This window comes from Microcoleus sp. N3A4 (assembly GCF_036701805.1).
Lineage (GTDB): Bacteria > Cyanobacteriota > Cyanobacteriia > Cyanobacteriales > Microcoleaceae > Microcoleus.
Window position 1 is genome coordinate 1 of the sequence record NZ_JAUBRJ010000061.1, and the last position, 23,034, is coordinate 23,034.

Here is a 23,034-nt window from a genome sequence, read left to right on the forward strand (position 1 = left end):
ATAACCAATAACCAATAACCAATAACCAATAACCAATAACCAATAACCAATAACCAATAACCAATAACCAATAACCAATAACCAATAACTAATAACTAATATTATGTATTTGAAAACGCTGCACCTACGGCAGTTTCGGAACTACTTCGATCAAAAGGTAGCGTTTGACGCTCCCAAAACTATTTTAGTAGGAAACAACGCTCAAGGAAAATCTAACTTGTTAGAAGCGGTAGAGTTGCTTTCCACATTAAAAAGTCACAGAGTATCGCGCGATCGCGATTTAATACTCGACTCAAAGCCGATCGGGCAAATTGATGCTACACTCGAACGCCAAACCGGATCGATCGACTTAGCTTTAACTCTGCGCTCTGGGGCGCGCCGCATATGCAAGCTCAACGGCGAACCGCTGCGCCGCCATTTAGACTTTTTGAGCGTCTTAAATGTAGTGCAATTTTCTTGTTTGGATTTGGACTTAGTGCGCGGCGGGCCCGAAGGAAGGCGCAATTGGATCGATCGCCTAGTCATCCAGTTAGAACCGATTTACGCTCACATTTTGCAGCAGTACAACCAAATTTTGCGCCAGCGAAACGCTCTGTTGAAACGTTCTAAAGAAATCAGGAAAGCAGAATTTTCCGAAAGTTTTGACAAAATGCAATTTATCGGATCTGAAACTCCCGAAAACCAAAATATTGCAGAATTCCCAATGCCCAATGCCCAATGCCCAATGCCCCATTCCCAATTCCCCATTCCCAGTTCAGAATTAGCTTTGTGGGACGAGCAGTTGGCGACAGCGGGCGCTCGCGTGATCCGCAGGCGCGATCGAATTTTGGAGCGTTTGATGCCTTTAGCTCGAAATTGGCACGGTTCAATTAGCGGTTCAGCAGAAGTTTTAGATGTGAAATACGATGCTAATATTGAAGTAGGCCCGGAATTAATCGCTAAAGACAATCTCGAAGGAGTGCGGCAAGCATTTTTAGAGAAAATTCAAAAAAGGGCGATCGCAGAACATTTTCAAGGAACCACTTTAGTCGGCCCCCACCGCGACGATATTACATTTACAATTAACAGTACCCCAGCTCGTCAATACGCCTCCCAAGGCCAGCAGCGAACTCTGGTATTAGCATTGAAATTAGCCGAGTTGCAGCTTATTGAAGAAGTCGTCGGCGAAGCGCCTTTACTGTTGCTCGACGACGTACTTGCAGAACTCGATCTGAGCCGCCAAAATCAACTTTTAGAAACAATTCAAGAACGATTTCAAACTCTGATTACTACGACTCACTTAGGCGCTTTTGACACTCAGTGGCTGCAGCAAACCCAAATTCTCTCCGTTGTTGCCGGACAAATCAATCGATTTTAGATTTTAGATTTTAGATTTTAGATTGACAAATTTTATGTTTCATGGTAAGGATACAAAAAACTTGAAAATTTGGCATTACTAGCTCAATTCGAGATAGGATAAAGGTTAATTTTGATTGCCGCTTTCGCTTCCATTTTTCTAACCCTTATGAAGCATTACATTTCCCGTCTGTTAGCCCTGGTATTAGTTGTTGTGATCGGCGTAGCGGGCTGTACCAATGTTCCGGCCACTCTGACTGGAGATTATGGTCAAGACACATTAGCATTAGTGAAGAGCTTGAGAACAGCGCTCACTTTGCCAGAGGGCGCGCCGGAAAAAGCAGCCGCTCAAGCCGCTGCTCGCACAAGTATCAACGATTTTTTTGCTGCCTACCGCCGCGATCCCGCTCTTACCAAGCTGGCATCTTTCACGACAATGCGAACGGCATTAAACTCTTTGGCAGGACATTATAGTTCCTATCCAAACCGTCCCGTTCCTGAAAAGTTGAAAAAGCGTCTTGAGTCAGAATTTCAGCAGGTAGAAGCTGCTCTCAACAGAGGATCTTAATCTCAAAATTTAGGATAAAGGATAAATTTTAATAATTCATCTTTCATCCTTGATATTTGAGTGTTAACAATTTTTAGTAGAAATATCAACTGCTTTTAGCGCCCACTCTACCCAGGCGCTTTTTTTAGCAGCATTTAGTGAAAAAATACTGAAAGATTGAACTGGATATGATACCAAATCCGGGTTTTTTACTCCTTTTATTCTTTAGTCTATTCGAGAGGGACTTCGTTGGTATAATAGCGGTTTCAACCGCAGAGTCTTATCTTGCCCGCCGTTATTCGATCGCACACGATCTAAATAGCAGCCAGACAGAATTTGCACTGTGCGATCGACTTGTGCCATAACTAGGTTAACCGAAAAAAGTAGAAAATTTGTAGCTGCTTGTTGAGGGCGATCGCGAAAAGGCGATCGCCACCCAATTTAAACTAGAAAACCTCATTCAATTCTTCCATGAAAATTGCACCAACTCGCATCGCGAATTTTCAACACCAGCGACGCTTTTTAAGTGCGGTAACTGCTGTTTTAACAAGTAGCTTCATCAGCCAGCTTGTTTGGCCGTTTATCGAAAATCAACCAGCTTTTGCCGAAACATCAGCCTATTGCCAATTATCCAAAGAACAAGTAAATCAAAAAGAAGACTTGCGCCGCGCCGCGCTTTCAGGAAAACGGGAATCTCAGCAAGCATATTTTGCTGTTTTGAGCAAACACGCGCGGGAAATAGCAGAATGCCGCCAAAAAACTTGGCCCGAAACCCAAGCAATTTGGCTGCGTTTGTATCCCTGCGATGTCAGGCCCGGAGAACTCGATCGAGTATTAGACAAAGTTGTGAATAAAGGCTACAACCAAGTCTATATAGAAACATTTTATGACGGTCAAGTGTTGCTCCCAGTCGCAGAAAATCCAACTGCTTGGCCTTCGGTTTTAAGAAATCGCGGGTACGAGAAATACGACTTGTTGGAAAAGGCGATCGCCAAAGGCAAACAGCGAGGTTTAAAAGTATACGCCTGGTTGTTCACCATGAACTTTGGCTATACCTATTCTCAGCGTTCCGACAGACAGCAAAGCCTCGCCATCAACGGTAAAAATCAGACAAGTTTAACAGTAGTTCAAGACGCAGGAATTAACGAGGACTTCGGAGAAGTTCCGGGCAATCAAGCCTTTATCGATCCGTACAATCCACAAGCACGGCAAGACTATACTTTGTTAGTTAATCAAATAGTCAAGCGCAAGCCGCAAGGAATGTTATTCGACTACATTCGCTATCTACGGGGTGTCGGACCCGCTTCAGTTGCTACCAAAGTTCAAGACTTGTGGATTTACGGCCCAGCATCGCAGCAAGTTCTTTTGCAGCGGGCTAACAATCAGCAAGGGCGAGATTTAATTCAGCGGTATTTGACTAAGGGATTTATCAATACTAATGACGTTCAAGCAGTAGTCAAACAGTATCCAACTGAGCGAGAACCTCTTTGGCAGGGGCGAGTTCCGCGACTGATACCGGTAGCAACTCCAGCTTCTAGAAGGGAGAATGCCGCATCAAGATCGGCCTCAACAACTCCCGCCGCTAACAAGCCAAACCCTGCAACTCCAACACCAAAACCGACACCAAAACCGCCACTTCCAGATACCGGCATTCTGCAAAAAGACCTCTGGCAACTGAGCGTTGCTCACGCAGTCCAAGGGATTTTAGATTTTTTTGGAATAGCAATTCAACCGGCTCAAAGGATGGGAATTCCTGTAGGAGCGGTGTTTTTTCCCAGTGCAAATCAAACTATAAATCAAGGGGGATTTGATTCGAGGCTGCAGCCTTGGGACAAGTTTCCGGCTGCTGTGGAATTCCACGCGATGTCTTACGGAAATTGCGGGGATGTAAGCTGCATTGTGCCGCAGGTGCAGCGGACATTGAGTTTAGCGCCTGCGGGAGCAAAAATCATTCCTGCCATTGCTGGAGATTGGGGAAAACCTCTGAAAAATCGGCCGTCTTTGGAGATTCAAATGGCTGCTATTCGCTCGGCGACGCCGCAAATTAATGCGGTGAGCCATTTTGCTTTTGGGTGGCAAGAACCGGAGGATGAAAGGGCACGGCAAACTTGCCGGTTGTAGGGGGATGATATCAAATATGGGTTCATTACCCGATCGCTCGCTCGGCGGTTGAAACCGCGACTATACAAACGAAGTCTGCATCCGCAGACTAAGAGATTGAGGGGATATTTAAGCGGGATTTGGAAAGCTGGCTAAATGTTGGACAAACTCTTGATGTGCGTCACTGTTTAATCCGGCTTGAAGAGTTGCGATCGCACTTGGCATATCCCCGTCTAAGAGTGCTGAAACAGCCAGCCACAACCCCGGAAAAACTAGGCTGCGGATAATTCCTTCTGCATCGGGTAGCAGAGAAATATATTTTTCTTCCTGCAAAGAAAACCAATCGATCCGGCGATTCATTACTTGCCAAACGAGATATTCTTTGACTCCATTGCGGCGGTAAACTCGTTTTTTGTCCCGCAGATCGATCGTAGCGGTACTTGCAGAAATTTCGGCAACAAATTCGGGTGCACCTTCAATATAGCCATCATCGCTAAGGCAAGTTTTGCCGCCTCGTTGGGCATCAATTAGCAGTACAGCATCGGGTTGAGGTTCGTTATCCACATCGAGACGCACGGTGGGATTATCGCCCAGACGCACGCCCGGGGTGGCAATTTTGTAAGTCCACAGCCAGCCCATTAAATCGGCATGGGGCTCGGCGTGGGGATCAAAGCGTAAGGGTGAAGCCATATAAACAATTCCTTCAATCAATTCTGCTTTTTTGAGTGCGGGCATGGCTGTATAGCGCCGCTCGAATTCTGCACGGCTGAGCAAATCGCCATTTTCCAGAGGGGGAATCGTGATGCGGCTGAGATTTGCGGGAGCAATCATGGCTTTTCTCCTGTTGTTATGCGTCGGTATCTTGCGATTTTATCGAATTTTTGGCTCTCATTTGCTAAAATAGTAAGATCAAGTTTTACTTAAAAAATCCTGAATAAAAGTTAACACAGAGGAGTATTTCCTATGGTAAGTCAGCCCAAACCAGATCAGCAAGTATCCAACCAAGATTCAATTGATGACTTAAATATGAGTCAAGAAGAAGATAACGGTGATGAACCATATGAAAAAGACAAATTGATATATGACCCTGACCAAATTAATATTTTCACCAGAGAACCAACTATCGAGCAACTCCTAAGAAGAATCAATGAGGAAGCTCTCGATTTAGCACCGGACTTTCAGCGCCATGCAAACATCTGGAAAGAGGGCGCGAAAAGCAGACTAATTGAGTCGATCCTGATTCGGATTCCATTACCAGCTTTTTATATAGATGCAACTGATGAGGATAAATGGTTAGTGGTGGATGGATTGCAGCGGCTATCTGCTCTGAAGCAATTTATGAGCGATAAAACACTTAGATTATGCGGACTAGAATACTTAACCAATTGTGAAGGCAAAACTTACGATGAAATAGAGCGCCGATACCAGCGTCGAATTCAAGAGACTCAGGTGACAGTTTATTTGATTGAAAAAGGTACGCCTCCAGAAGTTAAGTATAACATTTTCAAACGCATAAATACAGGGGGACTTCCGATGTCTCCCCAAGAACTCCGCCATGCTCTCAACCCCGGTAAGGCAACAAAGTTTTTAGCTAAACTTGCTACATCTGATGAATTTAATAAAGTTACAAAGCTAAGTGACTTGCGAAAAATGCGGATGGAAGATCGGGAATTTATACTGGGGTTTTTAGCATTTAATATTACATCTTATCAAGACGATCGCTCAGAAAAAAGAAATTTATTTTTGAGTAAAGCTTTATATATAATTAATAATATGTCTGAATTAGAATTACAAGACATTGAAAAGAATTTCAAAAAAGCTATGATTGCAGCATGGGAAATTTTTGGAAAAACTGCCTTCCGTAAAATCTCCAAACATCAAACAAAAATGTTTCCAATTAATAAAGCATTGTTTGAAGTTTGGTCAGTTAACCTGAGTCTACTTAGCGACGAGCAACTTGATATATTGAAGCAGCACAAGGAGCAATTAATTGAAAAATTCATAAATTATGTAGATAGCGATCGAGAGTTTCTGATTTCTATCTCTCAAGCAGCGGAAAAGATTGAGTACAGATTTAGGATAATTGAAAAAATAATTCAGGAGATTATAGCATGATTACTTCACTACAATTGCTTAACTTCAAACCGTTTTCTAATCAGTTATTAGATTTCAAAAAACTTACTTTATTTTCAGGTTTAAACAGCACTGGTAAATCTTCTGTTATGCAATCACTGCTGCTACTGCGACAATCTTATCAACAGGGTTTATTGCCAGAAAAAGGGTTGGCGCTGAATGGCGATCTGGTGAATATTGGTACTGCTCAGGACGCACTTTTTGAGGGAGCAAAAGAGGACTTAATTGGTTTTGATATTGCGTGGGAAAACAACATCAAGGGAGTATGGCGTTTTAAATATGACAAAGAGGTAGATGTGTTGAAAATTGGATCGGAACCAGTTAGCTCAGAATTGTATAAATCAAATCTTTTTGGTAATAATTTTCACTACCTTCACGCAGAACGGATCGGACCTCGATCCTTTAATGAAATGTCAGATTACCAAGTACGACAGCTCGGTCAAATTGGTATCAAAGGTGAATATACTGCACATTTCCTTTCTGTTAAAGGGGGAAAGAATATTCCTAATAGTAGTCTCTGCCATCCCAATGTAAAAAAAACCAAGACTCAACCAGGTGCACCTCTAGTAAAATCAATGGAGTTGATAGACCAAGTTGAGGCGTGGATGGGAGAAATTAGTCCGGGTACGCGCCTCAAAATTGATGCCAAATCAGATGTCGATTTGATGAGTTTTCAATATTCCTATGGAGATAGCAATCCTTATCGCGCAACTAATGTGGGATTTGGAATTAGCTACACTTTACCGATTATTGTAGCGGTACTCGCATCAACACCTGATACAATAGTTTTAATTGAAAATCCTGAAGCTCACCTGCATCCCAAAGGACAAGTTAAAATGGGTGAATTGTTAGCTTTGGCAGCTAGTGGTGGGGTTCAAGTTGTCATAGAAACTCACAGCGATCATGTTTTAAATGGGATTCGCCTTGCGGTTCACGGGGGCAAACTTGACCCGAAAGATGTTCAGTTGCATTACTTCCAGCGTCAAAAAAAGGAAGAACAAGCAGTGACTGAGGTAATATCGCCAAAAATTGATCGCAACGGACGAATTGATCGATGGCCGGATGGTTTTTTTGATGAGTGGGACAACAGTTTAGAGATTTTATTGGAACCTGCGGTGGAGGGAGAATAGGCGATGGATTTGGAAATGGTGTTTAATGAACTGTCTGCGCGAATTCTTGCTCCCGATATTTCTACAGCACGTCAATGGATGTCAGAATTGATTAGTACGATGCGTGAAGCAAAACGCTGCGGACTGAAAGGAATCCGCACTCAAGCAGATTTTCATGCTATGTTTATTGCAGAAAACTATCCTCTTAGAGATTTTATTGGAACCTGCGGTGGAGGGAGAATAGGCGATGGATTTGGAAATGGTGTTTAATGAACTGTCTGCGCGAATTCTTGCTCCCGATATTTCTACAGCACGTCAATGGATGTCAGAATTGATTAGTACGATGCGTGAAGCAAAACGCTGCGGACTGAAAGGAATCCGCACTCAAGCAGATTTTCATGCTATGTTTATTGCAGAAAACTATCCTCTTTCTCGTTGGCGCAACGATAAGGAAGTTAATAGAGAAGAGCGGACTTTTCTGAGAACTCTGGCAACTAAAACTCCTTTATCCGTTGATATCCCAGATATAGAAATTAAAATAAAAGTTGAAAATCCAGATTGTGAGTTGAGTTTACAGGGCAGCCAAACAGAGGGTTTTAAAGTTGCTCACTATCTTGAAACATTAGCAATTAGTCTGAATTCTGAATCGCTGTGGAATAGCAGTCGCATTAAGTTAGAACTCATACAAATTGATGATAATGAAGAGCTGATAGAAGAAAGTGTAGAGCTTATTCACGCCAGTCAGAAAAACCACGTTCTCGAACACGCTGATTGGATTAAAAAGCGTCTTCAATCAGAACGGATTAACGGCATGGAACTATGGAATCGTAGAGATGAGTTGTTTCCTAGTCTACAATTTTGTGAGGCTGGTAATAAACAGTTGCGGAGACTTCGTGCAGGAGAAGAAAGATTACAACTTGTTTTGGAAATTTTGTATCAGATTGAAGATTGTGCTAAAAATTGGAAAATGGGTTATTTTAGCCTTGATGGTACTTCTATAGAGGTTTCTGGAGAAAGTAAACCAACTCTCGACAAGTATCGTAAAGAACGAACTTTTGTTTGTCCTGATGGTAAGGAACGTCTATTTGAGCAACACGCCAAAATCAGACAACATAATTGGCGAATTTACTTTTTTTTAGAAGTATCAGAAGTAGGTATACGAAAGGTGATTATCGGTTATGTTGGTACTCATCTTCCCAGTGTAAATTATCCTACATAATTTCAATATCAGTCTGGTAAAGATTTAGATAATAATTATATCGTTAACAGCAAATTGTACAGTTAATGAATCCCAAATTTACTAAAAAATTAGCGATTAAAAGTATTATATTAATCGGATCGATCGCCCTTTTTTCCCTATTCCCTAAAAACCCACAAACTACTAGCTCAAATTCATTAGCCCAAATCCCCCCTTTTGGCAATTCCCCGCCAAACCTCCTAAAACCCGCCAAACAAAAAACACCCCCTTCTCCCCCCGCAACTCCCTCTCCCAAACCTCCCCAACAACCTTTAGTCTTCGCACCGCCCGCGCAATTTCGCAGCCAGATTGTGTATAAAGCAAGTATCAGCAACTCAAAAGTTATCGCCTTGACATTTGACGATGGCCCTTCGCCTGAAACTTTGAAAATATTAGAAGTTTTGCAGAAACATCAGGCCGTAGCTACATTTTTCTGTTTGGGTGCAAATTTGCGGGAGTATCCAGAAATTGCGAAACGAGTTGTGCAAGCGGGAAATGCGATCGGCAACCATACTTGGCATCATTATTATCAGAATGTTAACGAAAAAACAGCATCGAATGAAATAGATTATACTGGCGTTCACATTTATCGATCGACTGGCGCCAAAAGTTTCTTGTTTCGCCCCCCCGGCGGCCGATTAAATAACGGTTTGGCAGCTTACGCTCAAAAGAAAAACTATGTAGTTGTCATCTGGTCGATCGACCCTAAAGACTTTCTGCAACCTCCGGCCGCTGCGATCGCCCACACCGTGCTTTCTCAAGCTTCAACGGGGGCGATCGTATTGTTGCACGACGGCGGCGGCAATCGCCAGCAAACAGTCGAGGCGCTATCTGCAATTATTCCCAAACTCAAACAGCAGGGATATCGTTTTGTCACCGTACCGCAATTGCTGCAAATGCAAGCAGCACAAAAACAGCAAACTGCTGACCAAAAACCTAAATAAATTGCGCGGAATACAAGTTATAAAATGTAAAAAATTACCTGTAAAATACCAAAATCAGGAAAAATTGCCGTACAATATGATTCTACCTATACTAATTCTTAAAACTCATGCTACAGTATCGCTCCGGGTGCGTCGCCATCAAAAATTTTAAATGATATCCACAATCTTTGAGCGACGCACCTTACACAATATTTCAGCAAACAAACCCACACTCATCATTGTTGCAAGATGAGGCAAAAATTGGTATTATATATAAAAAAATAAAACAATGACACAAATACTCGCAGCCAAAGATATAAACATCCGTTACTTAATAGACAACTTCGGTCTTCAGCTAGCGGAAGACGAGCAATTTATCCGAGAATTTCAAGATAATTTGCCCGAAATCACCGAGTTAGAAAAACAATTGCTAGACAGGCTGAAAGCCGGATTTATCAATTTACTTACATATCCACCCTTGCTGGAAAATGTAGTTAAGCTGTCAGTAGTAGGGCCGCTGTTGTTTATTGCCGGCTTTTACCTATCTCCTTTTCAAGTAAAAGCTGAAAAATCCATTCAGATTCAAGATGAAGACGATGGCGTCATCATCGACGGCAGACTTGATATATTACTCTTAAAAGACCAGTTTTGGGTAATGGTCATTGAATCAAAAAAAGCAGCTTTTTCGATTGAGGAAGGGATGGGACAACTCCTAGCTTATATGTGGGCTAGTCCTCATCCAGAAAAGCCTACGTTTGGCATGATTACTACTGGCGGTAACTTTATTTTTATTAAGTTAGTCAGAGGAGAAACTCCACGTTATGCTTTGTCGGAGCAATTTTCAATTCGCAGACGCGACAACGAACTGTACAGCGTTTTGCAGATATTCAAGCGCCTGAGTCAACTAGCTTAAGATAGTAAATTATGCTTCAAAAACTTCAAGCAAGAGATATCAACCTCCGCTATCTAATCGATAACTTCGGTTTACAGCGAGTTCGCAACAGCGAATTTTTCCGAGAATGGCAAGAAAATTTGCCAGAAGTAACAGACTCAGAAAAACAATTGCTCGATCGCGTCCAAGACATATACTTCAACTTGGTAGACACCCCGCCTGTATTGGAAAATGCAGTCAAGCTAACAATTATCAGCCCCATTTTGTTTATTGCCGGTCTTTATGAGTCTCCTTTTCAAGTCAAAGCCGAAAAGTCGATCGCCATTCAAGAGGAAGATGAAGGCAGAATCATCGAAGGCAGAATAGATATCCTGATTATGAAAGCAAACTTGTGGGTGACAGTAATTGAATCCAAACAACTTTCGTTTTCAACTGACGAAGCACTTGCCCAACTCCTGACATATATGCTGGCATATCCGAACCCAGAAAATCCTACTTTTGGGATGATTGCCACAGGTGCTAACTTCAATTTTGTCAAGTTAGTTAGAGGCGAAACTCCCCAGTATGCCCGATCGGCTGAATTTGTTATTTCCAATCCCGGCAATGAATTGTACCGCGTTTTGCAGATTTTAAAACGCCTGAGTCAACTGCCAGACTAGCAATAAAAGCCATTTTGAGTTATCTTTCAAAGCAGACAATATCTAATATCTCAAATTTCAAACTGGTGCGAGCATGGTAAATTACTGGATAGTCGGTGCTGTGGCAATAGCTTCTGTCTGCTGGGCAGAAATAATACGAGACTTTTATCACGTCGTGTCCCATTATTGGGCACCCCTGCAAAAGCTGCACACTTGGCATCACCGCGTTTTCCGCCCGAATTTGACCCCCGTCAGCGAGACAATTTACAAGCAAGCACACTGGCGTCACGACGTGCCCGAAGCTGCGGCGATGATGGTTTTGGGGTTGTTGCTGTGGGTTGTAGCTTATTTTGGGCTGCCGCAATACCACTGGGGCGCAGCAGCGGGTTGTATTTATACTTTAGGCTTTTTGTTGAGCGCGATCGCCCGCGCGATCGGCATCAAAGGTGCAGACGAATTAACCGACATCACCCACCAACCGGGAGACTTCCTGACTCCCCCTGGCAAGTGGTTAGTTAATAAACCTTATCATTGGCGGCATCACTTCGACAATCAAAATGCTTACTATTGCGGTACTTTCACCTTAATAGATCAACTTATGGGTACAGCACTTTCTCTCAAAGGCAAAACTGTAGCCGTCACCGGTGCATCGGGAACTTTAGGGCGTTTGCTACTCAAACACCTGCACAAAGCTGGTGCAAAAGTTATCGCCCTCTCCTCTGGAAATGAGGAAATTACTTTGAATGTAGACGGCGAAAATTTACCTGTAAAAACTGTAACTTGGCAAGCTGGCCAAGAGGCAGACTTAGCCCTATTGTTAGAAAAAATCGATATTCTCGTCATCAATCACGGGATTAACGTACAGGGAGAAAGAACAGGAGAAGCGATCGCCAACTCCTACGAAATTAACACTTTTTCCGCGTGGCGGCTGATGGAACTCTTTTTCTTAACAGTCCGCACTAACGAAAACATCGCTTGCAAAGAAGTCTGGATCAACACTTCCGAAGCAGAAGTAATTCCCGCTGTCAGTCCCCTGTACGAACTCAGCAAACGCGCCCTGGGAGATTTAGTCACCCTGCGTCGGTTAGACGCACCCTGCATCGTTCGCAAACTGATTTTAGGGCCGTTTAAAAGCAATTTAAACCCGATCGGCATTATGTCTCCCGACTGGGTAGCACAGCAAATTGTCAAACAAGCTAAAGCCGATGCGCGCAATATCATCGTCACAATTAATCCTTTGACATTTATAGTTTTTCCAGTCAAAGAGTTTTTTGTTTCTCTCTATTTCCAAATCTTCAGCCGCAAAGCAGTCTCTTTGACAGAAATAGAATTAGAGCGATCGGGCGTTGAAGTAATAACTAAGTGATATCAAATCCGGTTAAATCAACCTAATGCTTCTAGGGTTCTAGGTGAAGTACGAATGACTTACGAAGTACATTCGGGCTTCACCTAATGAGGGTACAGTGAAAATTGGTATTACTTCTTTCCTACCAACTCTGCTCTCTTTAGAAGTAGTTTCAGCCTGCTTGGCCACAGTTGCTTGAGATTCCAGCGATAACCAAAGTATTTCAAATGATTCCAGGGGTTTAGGAAACCTGTATGAAGATTAACAAACTCTGGCTGGGATTTACCGTTACGGGCAACCACAAAATAGGGTGGTTTGAGAGAAGGATCGACGTGATTGAGGGACATATACTCAATCACGTAAGCCCAGCGGGTTTCCTGCGAAACATTAGGTGTGGTACTGTGAAGTGTCAGCGAGGAAAACAAAACAAGATCCCCCGCTTCTGCTTCAATGAACAGTGGACTCTCAGGAGTTCCATCATACACAGCATAGTTACCTTCAAATTTGTGCGGCAGCCGTTTTTTGTGACTGCCCGGTTGTAACCACAGCCCACCATTTTCGGGGGTCATTCTGGTAAGTGCAATCCACAGTTGATAGTGATTATCCTTAAGGTTGCTGTAGCCATTGTCCTGATGCCAAGGAAAGGTTTCTGCTCCAGGTCCTTTGGCTACTGCCTGATCCCACCGCACCCAGAAATTTGGACCAATGAATTGTGCAAGCAGTTCCACAAGTCGGGGTTGAGAGATGAAGTTTTGGATCTTTTTACTGTATTGGAATAGCTGACTGTGAAAAGTTAAGCTTCCTTTATTCAGATTATTGTCAATGTGCTTCGGATCGGCTTGTTTAATATCCTCGATCAGTGTTCTCATCTCGGATTCTGAAAAAAAACCCCGGAGCTTAACATATCCATCTTGATTAAACTGATCGATTAATTTGGTCTGTCCCATCTGCTTTACCTCTTGAATCAAGTTCTCGGTTTTAAACAATGTTTGGTAGAAATTAAAGATTTAGTTAAGTTGCAACGGAGACGAAGAATTCATAGCAACAATGACTGGCAAACTCGTAACTTTAGAAACCCGCTTTCTGGGAGAAACCGGATTTCTATATCTAAAATTTTTTGCCTGTCAGCTTAATTACTAACCTCAGCCATTTCAATGACCCGGCCGTCGTAATCCTTGACCAAAAAATTCAGCGGCTTTTCCCGGCGAATTTTATAACTAATACCGCGAGTTTGTACCCTCATCAATAGCTGATCCAAACAATCGCGATCGAAACAAACGTGACGCTGGCGATTTTTTTCCCCTGCACCGGCCCCGCTAATAATGTGCAGTTGGGTATTTTTCATCAACTGATACCACAAACCATCGGGACTCCCCATCGTTTGAGAGGTCGTTGCCCTCCCGACATTCGGTGACAAATAAAGCGGATCGATACCAGTTGTCCCCAAAGTTTGCTCGTAATTGTAGTAGTAGTGCAGCGGCACTTCTGCTACGGGCAGGTTTAGCATACCTTCATAAAACTCCCTCGCTTGTCCCAGATCCGATACCATCACCGTGTGTACCTTCGGAGCACTGGTGAGAAACATCCACATCGCCCCCGCATAGGCGGCAAGCAGCATCACCATAATCCCTTGAGTCGAAAACAAGCTGTCCAGGGGCAAGGAGGGCAAAAAAGAGCTCAAGTACAAAGGCCGAAGTCCAAAAGCTATAAGACTAACTGCTAGAGTCATGAATTATAAGAAAGGGTAAACAACGAAATTTAGGAAGATTGCAGTCGCGATCGCCCGCGAGACTTAAACTATTAGTTTAGCCATCTATGTTAGCAAAAACTAGCGGTTCGGCCCTACCCGATGAAAGTCTTTGTCTACGGCACTCTTAAACCGGGGGAGTCCAACTACCTCCGCTACTGCGAAGGAAAAGTTGTGGATGCTTGCCCCGCGATCGCCCGCGGTCAACTTTTTGCGCTGCCGATCGGCTATCCTGCGATGATGGCCGGAGATGGCACAGTCTGCGGTTTTCTCCTCTGTTTCGCAAATTCGGCTATTTTGGACGATTTAGACCGACTTGAAGACTACGATCCGCTGCGGGAACCGACCGAAAACGAATATCAGCGGCAGTCCATCGAAATCTTCGATCGACACCTCAAACCTCTAGGGACGGCTTGGGCCTACTTCATGTTACCCGATCGCGTCCGTTCCCTAGGAGGCATCTGGCTGCCCCACGGCAGGTGGGAAAATCGGTTTTTCGCCAAATAAGGTGGTTAATGCCGATGAGCTTAGGAAATTGCCATTGCCGTGCGCGAGGGCCGATCGAACCTGTAACCGTAACCCCGAATAGTTTTAATAAACTGCGGCCCAGTGGCATCAACTTGAATCATTTTCTTGCGAATCTGACCGATATGCACGCTAACAACTTGCTCTTCTCCTGTGTCGTCGCAGTTCCACCCCCAGATTTTTTCGATTAGCTGTTGGCGACTCCAAGATTGACCGGAATGACTTGCCAAAAAATACAAGATATTAAATTCCAAGGCTGTTAACTTGATAATGCGATCGTTGAGTGTTGCTTCCCGGCGCGCTGAATCGATCGCGAATCGATCGAATACAATACGCGATGGAGTGACAGACCTCATGCGTCTCAACACAACTTCTATACGAATGGCTAACTCGGCCAAACCAAAGGGTTTGCAGATATAGTCATCCGCACCGGCGGACAGGATTTTAACTTTATCAGCTTCGTCGGTGCGGCTGCTTAGCATTACCACAAAAACATTAGTACGGCGCTGCATTTCCTGACAGAGGTGATAGCCTGTAGTATCCGGCAAATTCCAATCGAGAATTACTAACAGTGGCTTGAATTTCTCAAACAATTCTAAAGCCGTCTCGCCATCTGCTGCCGAATCTACTTGATATTTCTGAGTTAAAAAACGATGAACGAGAGTGCGGATGGATGGGTCATCATCCACAACGAGAATCTTGGGGGAAGTATCAGTAGTCATCACCAAAAAAAATATTTTTCTTGTTACTTTGAACTTGGCAATTACAGAACAGCTTTAGTCAAGCATAAATCCCAGATCGTTGCAATTAAACAGACTTTTTTCTTCTGCCAATTCTTCTTCTAACTTCGCCTTGAGGTCAAAAGGCTTTCCCTCATCCCAAATTTTGATTTCTAGGTGTTGGTAAAAAACTGTTATTTCCAGCTCGATCGGAGTTTCTAAGGGCCGATTTTTGTGAGCGTGGCGAACAGCATTCGTAAACCCTTCAATCACAGCAAGTTTACACTGATGCAAAACGGCTTCCGGAATTGGTAGACGATCTAACTGTTCAACCCACTCTAAAACTTGAGCAACAGCCTTGATATCCGTATTTAGTTGAAGGCTAAATTTTTGAAGGTGCTGGTTAGAACTTGGGTCGGATTGGCGATTTCGTTGCTTTTCAAGCCTGTTAAAGTTTAAAACACCGATCGCCCGCTTCACAAAACCTGCTGGATTGCTATGTTGCGGTTGTACTAGACCAGGCTGATAATATTTCACCATTAACAGACAGTTTCGACCGCCAGAAGTGCGGGTATAACTTAGCTCATCGGCAATTTTGCCAATAATTTTTATACCTATCCCACCTGACGGGATTTCATCCATGTTATCTTTCATTTTGCTATCCTTTGTCATGATTTAATGTGGACTTTTTTAGCTAAAAAAGGGAGTGACCTTCTGAACGATTAAGTGTGCATGACTTATGCCTGACTTTTCCCGTATGCCGTGCAGTTGTTGTCACGATCATTTTCTCTTAATTGCTCAGATATTGACAAACTCAGTTTGCGATCGCTAAACTGAGCGAAAACAGACATTGACAATTAGAGAAGTAAATTATATAATGCTCACCCTCAAAGCCTCTGAGGAGGGATTAGTAAAAATTAGGCAAGCTAGAAGAGAAGGGGGATCGACGATAGAAGACCCCAGATGGCTAGTAGAAGCTAGTCAAAAATTAGATCCCGATCGAACTTGGACAGAGGCCGGGCCCTATGCCGATGGGCTCTCGCTGCCAACTTGGAGGCGTTTTTTAGGAGGAAGAGAACCCATTAAAGCTAATGCTTTCAAGGCTTTCTGCACGGTTTTGCAGTTGAATTGGGAAGAAATTGTCGATCGTCCTCCACCAGAAAATCCGCAGCCATCGAATTTAGACATTGATTCGGTAGTGGAAGAGATACGGCAAAAATGCCACAGCAAAATCCAACAGCTTTACAGCAAAATGCAACTCTTGGATATTGCACAGCCCGTTGATGTCAGCAACCTCTACGTTGAAGTCAACATTTTGGAGGAAATTACCAGTTGGCAGCCGGGAGAAATTCGCGATTTACTCAGAGACTTCAACCCAGATGCGGATAACTTTAACCGCTTGGGTTTAGGCAAAGTGCGCCAGAAACGAGTACCAGGATTGGATGCAGTGAAATCTCACTCTAAATTAATGGTACTCGGCAAGCCTGGTTCCGGTAAAACTACTTTTTTGAAACACATTGCCATTCAGTGCGATCGGGCAAAATTTGAAGCCAACAAAATACCGATTTTTATCCCTCTGAAAACCTTTGCTGAAATCGCTAATCTTGACTTATTAGAATATATCAGCGACGAATTTGCCAGTTGCGGAGTTGAGGCGCGATCGCAAACTGAATTCGCACTCAGTCAAGGCAGAGGTTTGATTTTATTGGACGGCTTAGATGAAGTGCCAGAATCAGATAGCGATGCAGTCGTCAGACAGATTCGTCGTTTTGCCGGAAAGTATTACAACAATCAGTTTATTATTACCTGTCGAATTGCCGCTTCTAAGTACAGATTTCACGAAGAAGGATTTACCAATGTTGAGGTAGCCGATTTTAATAACAAGCAAATCGCTGCCTTTGCTCGCAATTGGTTTGTGGCATTTTCCCAGAATCTGGAGACAGGGAAAGCTTTAGCATCTCAATTTGTAGAGAAGCTGAAACTGCAACAAAATCAGCAAATCCGAGAACTGGCAGTAACACCAATTTTGCTGAATCTGACTTGTTTAGTATTCCAAGCAAAAGCAGACTTTCCATCCAACAGAACCAAGTTGTACGAGGAAGGACTGGAAATTATGCTCAGAAAATGGGATGAAACTAGAGGCATTCAACGGGATGAAGTTTATCGCGATTTGAATTTGTGCCGCAAGAAACATTTACTTGCTTTTGTGGCAGCTATTACTTTCGATCGGGGCGATTACTTTTTTGAAAAAAATCAAATCCAACAAGTGATTGCCGACTATCTAGCTAACTTACCCGGTGGCACAACTGACCGCGTTCAGTTAGAAATGGATAGTGAGGTTGTCCTGAAGGCGATCGAGGCACAACATGGATTATTAGTGGAAAGGGCAAGAGGAATTTATTCGTTTTCTCATCTAACATTCCAAGAGTATTTCACTGCTAGAGAAATAGTTAAAAATTCCGATCCAAAAGCTTTGGAAAGACTGGTTATCCACCTAACCGAGAAGCGTTGGCGAGAAGTCTTATTGTTAGCAGTTGGGATGTTGCAAAAAGCTGATGACTCGTTGCTGTCAATGAAACAGCAAGTTGATGGACTGGTCGCTGATGATGAGCCGTTGCAGCAGTTCCTAATGTGGGTAAGAAATAAATCTTTTTCTATTAAGGCTCCCTATAAACCATCAGCTATCCGTGCTTTTTATCTGGGTCGAGAGGTAGAGCGCGTTAGTAACCCTCGTTCGGACTTGAATTTTGACCTAAGTTTGATCCGTATTCTTGGTTATGCCATTGACCATACCTTTAAACCACCCCTTAGACTTTTTTTGTTGAACTTTACTTCTGATTATGACAATGAACGTGACTCTGAATTGGCTGCTGAACGTGACTCTGACTTGGCTACTGATATTGTTCTTGACGTTGCAATGGTCTATGCAATTGACCTTAATATTCCCTATCTTTATGCTGCTGCATCAGGTCGCAATCTTCTCTCTATCCTCGCCTTTACTCTCAATTTAAATCTGGAACCTGAATTGAAGCAATCTCTGCAACAACTCAGAGACCAACTATATGCTTCAGCATATCAAAACAGAATACAGGAGTGGTGGAAAAGCGAGCGGGAGTGGTGGAAAGCTCAAGGTCATGATTGGACTCAGCAATTAATAAATGTGATGATTAAGTATCGCAATATAGGTCACGATTGGCAATTTAGCGAACAGCAGAAGTCATTGCTGAGGAAGTATTATGATGCTAATAAATTGCTGGTTGATTGCCTCAATAGCGGTTGTAATGTATCTCCTGCTGTGCGGCAGGAAATTGAGGAGACATTGCTGTTGCCGATCGCAAATCTGCAAAAAATCGGTGACAAGTGCGATCGCCCGATCTAATTCCACTCGCTACCTACTCCGATATCAAGATGCGATCGCCTCACTATTCGTCATTCAAAGCCAAGAGTTTGTCAAAAGATGTATTCACCTTGAAAAACTCCGAAAACAGCAAAATCCCCCTTTTTTAGGGAGTTTAGCAACTTCAGTGATGCTCAAAACAGAAATCCTACTGCACCTTTGGCAATGACTTTTGATGGGTTGCTACACCAACTTTGGGAATATCCATTATGGGTGCATTCACCCCAAGCATCAAATCGTTGGGATTAACAATCTCCACCAGAGGCTCGTTCAAAGCCACCATCAAACCGTCAGATTCAGCAGGAACGGGCGATCGAGCAAACTCGGGAGCAAACAATTGGCGGCCGCCACCGACACCAGACACCACCGCAATCAACAAAGCTGCGATCGCACCTCCACCCAAAATCCAAGCCCGTTTCGGCTTGCGTTCCACCCGCTGCAAAACCTTCGCCGCCAACTCCTGTGCAGATTGTTCCGCAGCAGGCACCGGCATTGACTGAAAACCCCGCTGCATCATCAGAAGTCGCGAGTACAAACCCTTCGTCACAGGGTCATTTGTCAGCCACTCCTCAACTTGTCGGCGTTCTGCAGCCGTCACTTCGCCGTCTAGGTAGGCACTCAGCAATTCAAAGCGATCGCGCATCATAGTAGTTACATTGCCCTGGGCATAATTGTTGTTAGCTTGAGTTTCAGTGAGTGAATCCCCGAGAGCTTCCTGATTCTGATTTTTATCCGATTCAAATTTATAATTCATATTTCACATCACTTGCTCAAATTGGCGAAGCACAGGAGCGCTATTAGGATAATTTACTGCTTATTTATATTTTAAAAGAGAAGTTTTGATGTCACAGCAAAATTCACCAAATCTTCTTGACCCGCGTCAGAAATCACTCTTGCTAATTACCGTCGAGATATTTTTGCAATTGCAACTGCAACCTTTGGCGAGCTCTAGCAATTCTCGACTTGACAGTTCCCAGAGAAACTCCGGTCATTTCCGCTATTTCCTCATAGGCTAAACCTTCTATTTCTCTCAAAACAATTGTCGTGCGGAATACCGACGGCAAATCTGCGATCGCCACCCGCAACTGCTCGTAAAATTCTCTAGTCGTCAAATCTTCATCAGGCCCCGGACTGTCGGCCGGAATTTCCCAATCAACCTCGCCATCTTCCAGAGTACGGGGTACGTCCAGCGAGAGCGGAGTTCGCACCCGTTTGCGCTTCCGCAACTCATCGTAAAACAAATTAGTGGCGATGCGGCTCAGCCAGCCCCGAAATTTAACAGGCTCTTGCAAGCGGTTAATATTGCGGTAGACTCGAATCCAGACTTCTTGAGCCAAGTCTGCTCGGTCTTGCCAGTCAGGGGCCAAGTGATAAAGTACCCTGTCTACGTGGGACTGATACCGCTTCAACAGTTCTGAAAAGGCTGTGCTTTCAGGTCGATTTCCTTCCTGACAACGCAACACCAAGTCATAATTAGAGAGTTTTTCGGCTGGCAATTGCACTCTTTGAACGGTCGCCACAACCGCAGACCAGGACACGGAAATAAAGTCGCTCATCGGTGGAATTGGCTCATCGAACATTCCACAGTTGTTGACGCTGACCGATCGTCACAAGTTCCCCTCTTCAATCTCAGATATAAAATCTCAAATCTAAAATCTATTGACTAATGCCCGACAACCTCGCACGCTCCAATACTAACCCAACTGCTAGAACCGTCGGCCCAATGTTCCTTTTTCCAAATCGGTACATTGTGTTTGAGCGTATCTATGGCGTACTGGCAAGCTGCAAATGCCGAGTCCCGGTGGGGACAGCCAACAGCCACCAGTACGCTGATTTCTCCCACTTGCAAGCGTCCGACGCGGTGGTGAATGGCAACCCGATTGACATCGGCCCACTGGCGGCGGATTTCAGTAGCGATTTGCTGGAATACTCGCACGGCCATCGGTTCGTAGGCTTGATATTCTAGCGAAACTACAGCTTGACCGTCAGTTTGGTTGCGGACTGTACCGCTCATCATTACCACGGCTCCGTTCGCGGGGTCATCTGCCAAAGCGTATATTTCCTCTACAGACAGCGGCGCTATGGTAATGGCGAAGCTGTCTGATTCATGGCGTTGAGGTATTGTGTCGATCGAAAGTGCAGCCAAGGAGTTCATTGCCAAAGAAGTGGTGCTGGATATGTTAGTTGATCTTGACACAAATCAAGTCGCGATGGATTTGTCTTGCATTCTTGTCGGGGACAGAGGGAGGCTAATTTTTAGACCAATCTCGTAGCACGGGCAAGGGATCGGGGTTATCGCCCCGAACCGCTGCACCAGTGCGATCGGCTACAAGATAACTCGCCCGAACCTAATTAAGACCGTGATTGAAGACGAGCAGGATGCTTGTTCGATCGAATTCAATGCCGATCTTCCTGTAGCAATTCAATAAATAAGTACACCCGATAAGTAGTGTCATTCGCAACTCAGTACAAGCAATCTCAAACCCCAAGCGATTACTTTCTTCCCTTTTGAATGACACAGTTAAGTTTAATTCTGCCCTCCTACTTATCCGCGTCCCCCCAATCTTTAGCAGCAGATGTAAACTTTATTTATTTTTTTGTTCCAAAAAGCTACTTAAATGACATGATATACCTGTGCAGGGTTCAGGCTAATTGGTTAATACTCAGTAAAAGCAAGACCATAACGCCCTTTTGTGCCTTTTGTGACACATAAGTTTATGGTTTTGGCTGTTAATTGAGGTTTTGACCTGAGTCTGCACCAACAAATGTTAACAACAATCACGAGGAAACTATGGAAGCACTAGCATTGAGCCACTCTTTTGTTGCTTATGAATCTCCAGAGTCCGAACTCCAAGTCAAGTCCTTAGACGAGCTGGGCTTGAAAATTCCTAATTCTGCATGGGTAGGCATTGCAGGTATGGCAGTAGCTCTATCTGTTCTGGGTGTGCCCGGTGAAGCGCAGGCCGGTTGCTACAAACAACGCTGTGGCCATCGCAGCCATAACAGCTACGCCGAAGTTGCAACCAACGGCGGCCGACTGAATATCCGCCACCGCCCCGATGGCTGTTCTCATGTCATCGGCAAGTTATATCCTGGAGACAATGTGGCATTGACTGGTCGTTACAGAAACGGCTGGGCCCAACTCAAAGGCGGTGGCTGGGTGTCAACGTCGTGGCTCTCCTAATTCTTAACTAGATCACTTTACATTTCTAGAAAGAGTTTTAATCGTTACTCGGTCAGACCGAGTAACGATTATTGTAAAGAGGCGATGGAGACTGAAAATAATCGAATATCGGAAATTAATCACTAACAGCTAACAACCTAAACTTTACCGCCGCCCATCAGGTAAAGTAAGGCCATCCGCACCGCTACCCCGCTGGTAACTTGCTGAGAAATTAAGCTAAACTGCGGATCGTCCATCAAATCCGAACTAATTTCCACGCCGCGGTTAACCGGGCCAGGGTGCAACACCTTCACATCCGGGTTGCAGAGTTTCAGCCGATCGCGCGTAATCCCGTACAAAGAATGATACTCTCGTAAGCTCGGCAGCAAATGCTCGCTCATCCGTTCCTTTTGCAGCCGCAAAGTCATCACAAAATCAGCATCGGCCAAAGCAGGTTCAAGCTGCCAGTGCAAAAATAATTTGCCTTCCCTACCATCGCCACACTCAGCAAACAACAGCGGCAGCAAAGTCGGCGGCCCGGCCAAATGAACCTCTGCCCCAGAAGCCGTGAGACTCCAAATATTAGACCTAGCCACCCGCGAATGCAAGATATCCCCCACCACAGCAATTTTTTTGCCCGCTAAAAGTTCCAGCCGCGGACGTTCGGTATCTAACAGAGAACAAATAGTAAATAAGTCTAGCAAACCTTGCGACGGGTGTTCGTGCTGGCCGTCTCCAGCATTGAGAACGCTGACTCTCGAACCCAAACGATCCATTTCCGAAGCAATCGTGCTGGGAACTCCAGCTTGTTCGTGCCGGATCACCATCAAATCCGTTCCCATCGCCAGATAAGTCTTAGCCGTATCCAGAATAGTTTCTCCCTTCGTCAGAGAAGAACTCCCCGGCGTAAAATTCAGCGTGTCAGCCGACAGCCGCTTCGCCGCCAACTCAAAACTATTCCGAGTCCGGGTAGAAGGTTCAAAAAACAAATTCGCTACCACTTGACCCTGCAAAGCTGGCACTTTCTTGGTGCGGCGGCCGAGCACCTCCCGAAAACTAGCCGCAGTTTGCAGCACCGTATCGTATTCGTCAGAGGTAAAATCAGCCAGAGTGAGAATGTGTCGCCTTGTCCAAGTCATACAATTTTAGATTTGAGATTTGAGATTTTAGATTGACTCAATCAGGACGGACGATGGGTTTGGAACTTGCTTGTACGCCCGCTGT

General features: G+C 44.2%; 23 protein-coding genes. 14 read left to right on the top strand and 9 right to left on the bottom strand.

Going from position 1 to position 23,034, the window contains the following annotated elements; genetic code table 11:
• Positions 1-103: 103 nt before the first annotated feature.
• From QUA56_RS27220 to QUA56_RS27230, 3 genes are all read left to right on the top strand, one after another.
• Complete coding sequence (locus tag QUA56_RS27220) at positions 104-1,357, top strand: DNA replication/repair protein RecF (protein WP_333364241.1); 1,254 nt, start codon at positions 104-106, stop codon at positions 1,355-1,357.
• Positions 1,358-1,504: 147 nt separating this feature from the next.
• The gene (psb27, locus tag QUA56_RS27225; RefSeq protein WP_333364243.1) at positions 1,505-1,903 is read left to right on the top strand and encodes a photosystem II protein Psb27; all 399 of its coding nucleotides are present in this window, start codon (positions 1,505-1,507) and stop codon (positions 1,901-1,903) included.
• A 450-nt stretch (positions 1,904-2,353) separates the two neighbouring features.
• Complete coding sequence (locus QUA56_RS27230; protein ID WP_333364245.1) at positions 2,354-4,003, top strand: family 10 glycosylhydrolase; 1,650 nt, start codon at positions 2,354-2,356, stop codon at positions 4,001-4,003.
• Between the two features lie 108 nt (positions 4,004-4,111).
• Here QUA56_RS27230 and QUA56_RS27235 read toward each other — a convergent pair whose 3' ends face one another.
• Positions 4,112-4,813 carry a Uma2 family endonuclease gene (locus tag QUA56_RS27235; protein ID WP_333364249.1) on the bottom strand — a complete coding sequence of 234 codons (702 nt, stop codon included), beginning with the start codon at positions 4,811-4,813 and terminating at the stop codon, positions 4,112-4,114.
• Positions 4,814-4,945: 132 nt separating this feature from the next.
• On the opposite strand from QUA56_RS27235, the gene QUA56_RS27240 reads away from it, so the two are divergent.
• From QUA56_RS27240 to QUA56_RS27275, 8 genes are all read left to right on the top strand, one after another.
• The gene (locus QUA56_RS27240) at positions 4,946-6,097 is read left to right on the top strand and encodes a DUF262 domain-containing protein (RefSeq protein WP_333364252.1); all 1,152 of its coding nucleotides are present in this window, start codon (positions 4,946-4,948) and stop codon (positions 6,095-6,097) included.
• Positions 6,094-7,245 (top strand): DUF3696 domain-containing protein, encoded by a 1,152-nt coding sequence (locus tag QUA56_RS27245; RefSeq protein ID WP_333364255.1) that lies wholly within the window; start codon positions 6,094-6,096, stop codon positions 7,243-7,245. The genes QUA56_RS27240 and QUA56_RS27245 overlap by 4 nt, the downstream gene beginning before the upstream one ends.
• Before the next feature lie 3 nt (positions 7,246-7,248).
• Complete coding sequence (locus QUA56_RS27250; protein ID WP_333364258.1) at positions 7,249-7,494, top strand: hypothetical protein; 246 nt, start codon at positions 7,249-7,251, stop codon at positions 7,492-7,494.
• Positions 7,472-8,443 (top strand): hypothetical protein, encoded by a 972-nt coding sequence (locus tag QUA56_RS27255; RefSeq protein WP_333364261.1) that lies wholly within the window; start codon positions 7,472-7,474, stop codon positions 8,441-8,443. The genes QUA56_RS27250 and QUA56_RS27255 overlap by 23 nt, the downstream gene beginning before the upstream one ends.
• Before the next feature lie 65 nt (positions 8,444-8,508).
• Positions 8,509-9,405, top strand: a complete 897-nt coding sequence (locus QUA56_RS27260) for a polysaccharide deacetylase family protein (protein WP_333364263.1) — start codon at positions 8,509-8,511, stop codon at positions 9,403-9,405.
• A 268-nt stretch (positions 9,406-9,673) separates the two neighbouring features.
• A complete protein-coding gene (locus QUA56_RS27265; protein WP_333364267.1) occupies positions 9,674-10,297 on the top strand; it encodes a restriction endonuclease subunit R in 624 nt (207 codons plus the stop codon).
• Between the two features lie 11 nt (positions 10,298-10,308).
• Positions 10,309-10,935 carry a restriction endonuclease subunit R gene (locus QUA56_RS27270; RefSeq protein ID WP_333364270.1) on the top strand — a complete coding sequence of 209 codons (627 nt, stop codon included), beginning with the start codon at positions 10,309-10,311 and terminating at the stop codon, positions 10,933-10,935.
• Between the two features lie 73 nt (positions 10,936-11,008).
• Positions 11,009-12,280 (top strand): bifunctional sterol desaturase/short chain dehydrogenase, encoded by a 1,272-nt coding sequence (locus tag QUA56_RS27275; RefSeq protein ID WP_333364272.1) that lies wholly within the window; start codon positions 11,009-11,011, stop codon positions 12,278-12,280.
• Positions 12,281-12,390: 110 nt separating this feature from the next.
• On the opposite strand, the gene QUA56_RS27280 is transcribed toward QUA56_RS27275, so the two are convergent.
• Positions 12,391-13,227 carry a phytanoyl-CoA dioxygenase family protein gene (locus QUA56_RS27280; RefSeq protein WP_333364274.1) on the bottom strand — a complete coding sequence of 279 codons (837 nt, stop codon included), beginning with the start codon at positions 13,225-13,227 and terminating at the stop codon, positions 12,391-12,393.
• 161 nt (positions 13,228-13,388) lie between these two features.
• Positions 13,389-13,988 carry a glyoxalase-like domain protein gene (locus tag QUA56_RS27285; RefSeq protein WP_333364277.1) on the bottom strand — a complete coding sequence of 200 codons (600 nt, stop codon included), beginning with the start codon at positions 13,986-13,988 and terminating at the stop codon, positions 13,389-13,391.
• 120 nt (positions 13,989-14,108) lie between these two features.
• Here QUA56_RS27285 and QUA56_RS27290 point away from each other — a divergent pair, with 120 nt between their 5' ends.
• The gene (locus QUA56_RS27290) at positions 14,109-14,513 is read left to right on the top strand and encodes a gamma-glutamylcyclotransferase (RefSeq protein ID WP_333364279.1); all 405 of its coding nucleotides are present in this window, start codon (positions 14,109-14,111) and stop codon (positions 14,511-14,513) included.
• 20 nt (positions 14,514-14,533) lie between these two features.
• Here QUA56_RS27290 and QUA56_RS27295 read toward each other — a convergent pair whose 3' ends face one another.
• Positions 14,534-15,253: a response regulator transcription factor gene (locus QUA56_RS27295; RefSeq protein WP_333364282.1), complete on the bottom strand. Its 720-nt coding sequence runs from the start codon at positions 15,251-15,253 to the stop codon at positions 14,534-14,536.
• A gap of 54 nt (positions 15,254-15,307) precedes the next feature.
• Positions 15,308-15,904, bottom strand: coding sequence for an ATP-binding protein (locus tag QUA56_RS27300; protein WP_333364285.1), 597 nt, complete (start codon positions 15,902-15,904; stop codon positions 15,308-15,310).
• Positions 15,905-16,100: 196 nt separating this feature from the next.
• Here QUA56_RS27300 and QUA56_RS27305 point away from each other — a divergent pair, with 196 nt between their 5' ends.
• Positions 16,101-18,629, top strand: coding sequence for an NACHT domain-containing NTPase (locus QUA56_RS27305; protein WP_333364288.1), 2,529 nt, complete (start codon positions 16,101-16,103; stop codon positions 18,627-18,629).
• A 166-nt stretch (positions 18,630-18,795) separates the two neighbouring features.
• Here the strand turns inward: QUA56_RS27305 and QUA56_RS27310 are convergent, their stop codons facing one another.
• The 3 genes from QUA56_RS27310 to QUA56_RS27320 form a co-directional block, all read right to left on the bottom strand.
• The gene (locus QUA56_RS27310; protein ID WP_333364291.1) at positions 18,796-19,401 is read right to left on the bottom strand and encodes a zf-HC2 domain-containing protein; all 606 of its coding nucleotides are present in this window, start codon (positions 19,399-19,401) and stop codon (positions 18,796-18,798) included.
• Positions 19,402-19,543: 142 nt separating this feature from the next.
• A complete protein-coding gene (locus QUA56_RS27315; RefSeq protein WP_333364350.1) occupies positions 19,544-20,203 on the bottom strand; it encodes a sigma-70 family RNA polymerase sigma factor in 660 nt (219 codons plus the stop codon).
• Positions 20,204-20,310: 107 nt separating this feature from the next.
• A complete protein-coding gene (locus tag QUA56_RS27320) occupies positions 20,311-20,802 on the bottom strand; it encodes a molybdenum cofactor biosynthesis protein MoaE (RefSeq protein WP_333364353.1) in 492 nt (163 codons plus the stop codon).
• Positions 20,803-21,438: 636 nt separating this feature from the next.
• Between QUA56_RS27320 and QUA56_RS27325 the strand changes: the two genes are divergently transcribed.
• Entirely contained in the window at positions 21,439-21,831 is a 393-nt protein-coding gene (locus QUA56_RS27325; protein ID WP_333364294.1) for an SH3 domain-containing protein, read from the top strand.
• Between the two features lie 137 nt (positions 21,832-21,968).
• On the opposite strand, the gene QUA56_RS27330 is transcribed toward QUA56_RS27325, so the two are convergent.
• Complete coding sequence (locus QUA56_RS27330) at positions 21,969-22,949, bottom strand: aspartate carbamoyltransferase catalytic subunit (RefSeq protein WP_333364297.1); 981 nt, start codon at positions 22,947-22,949, stop codon at positions 21,969-21,971.
• Positions 22,950-23,034 lie beyond the last annotated feature (85 nt).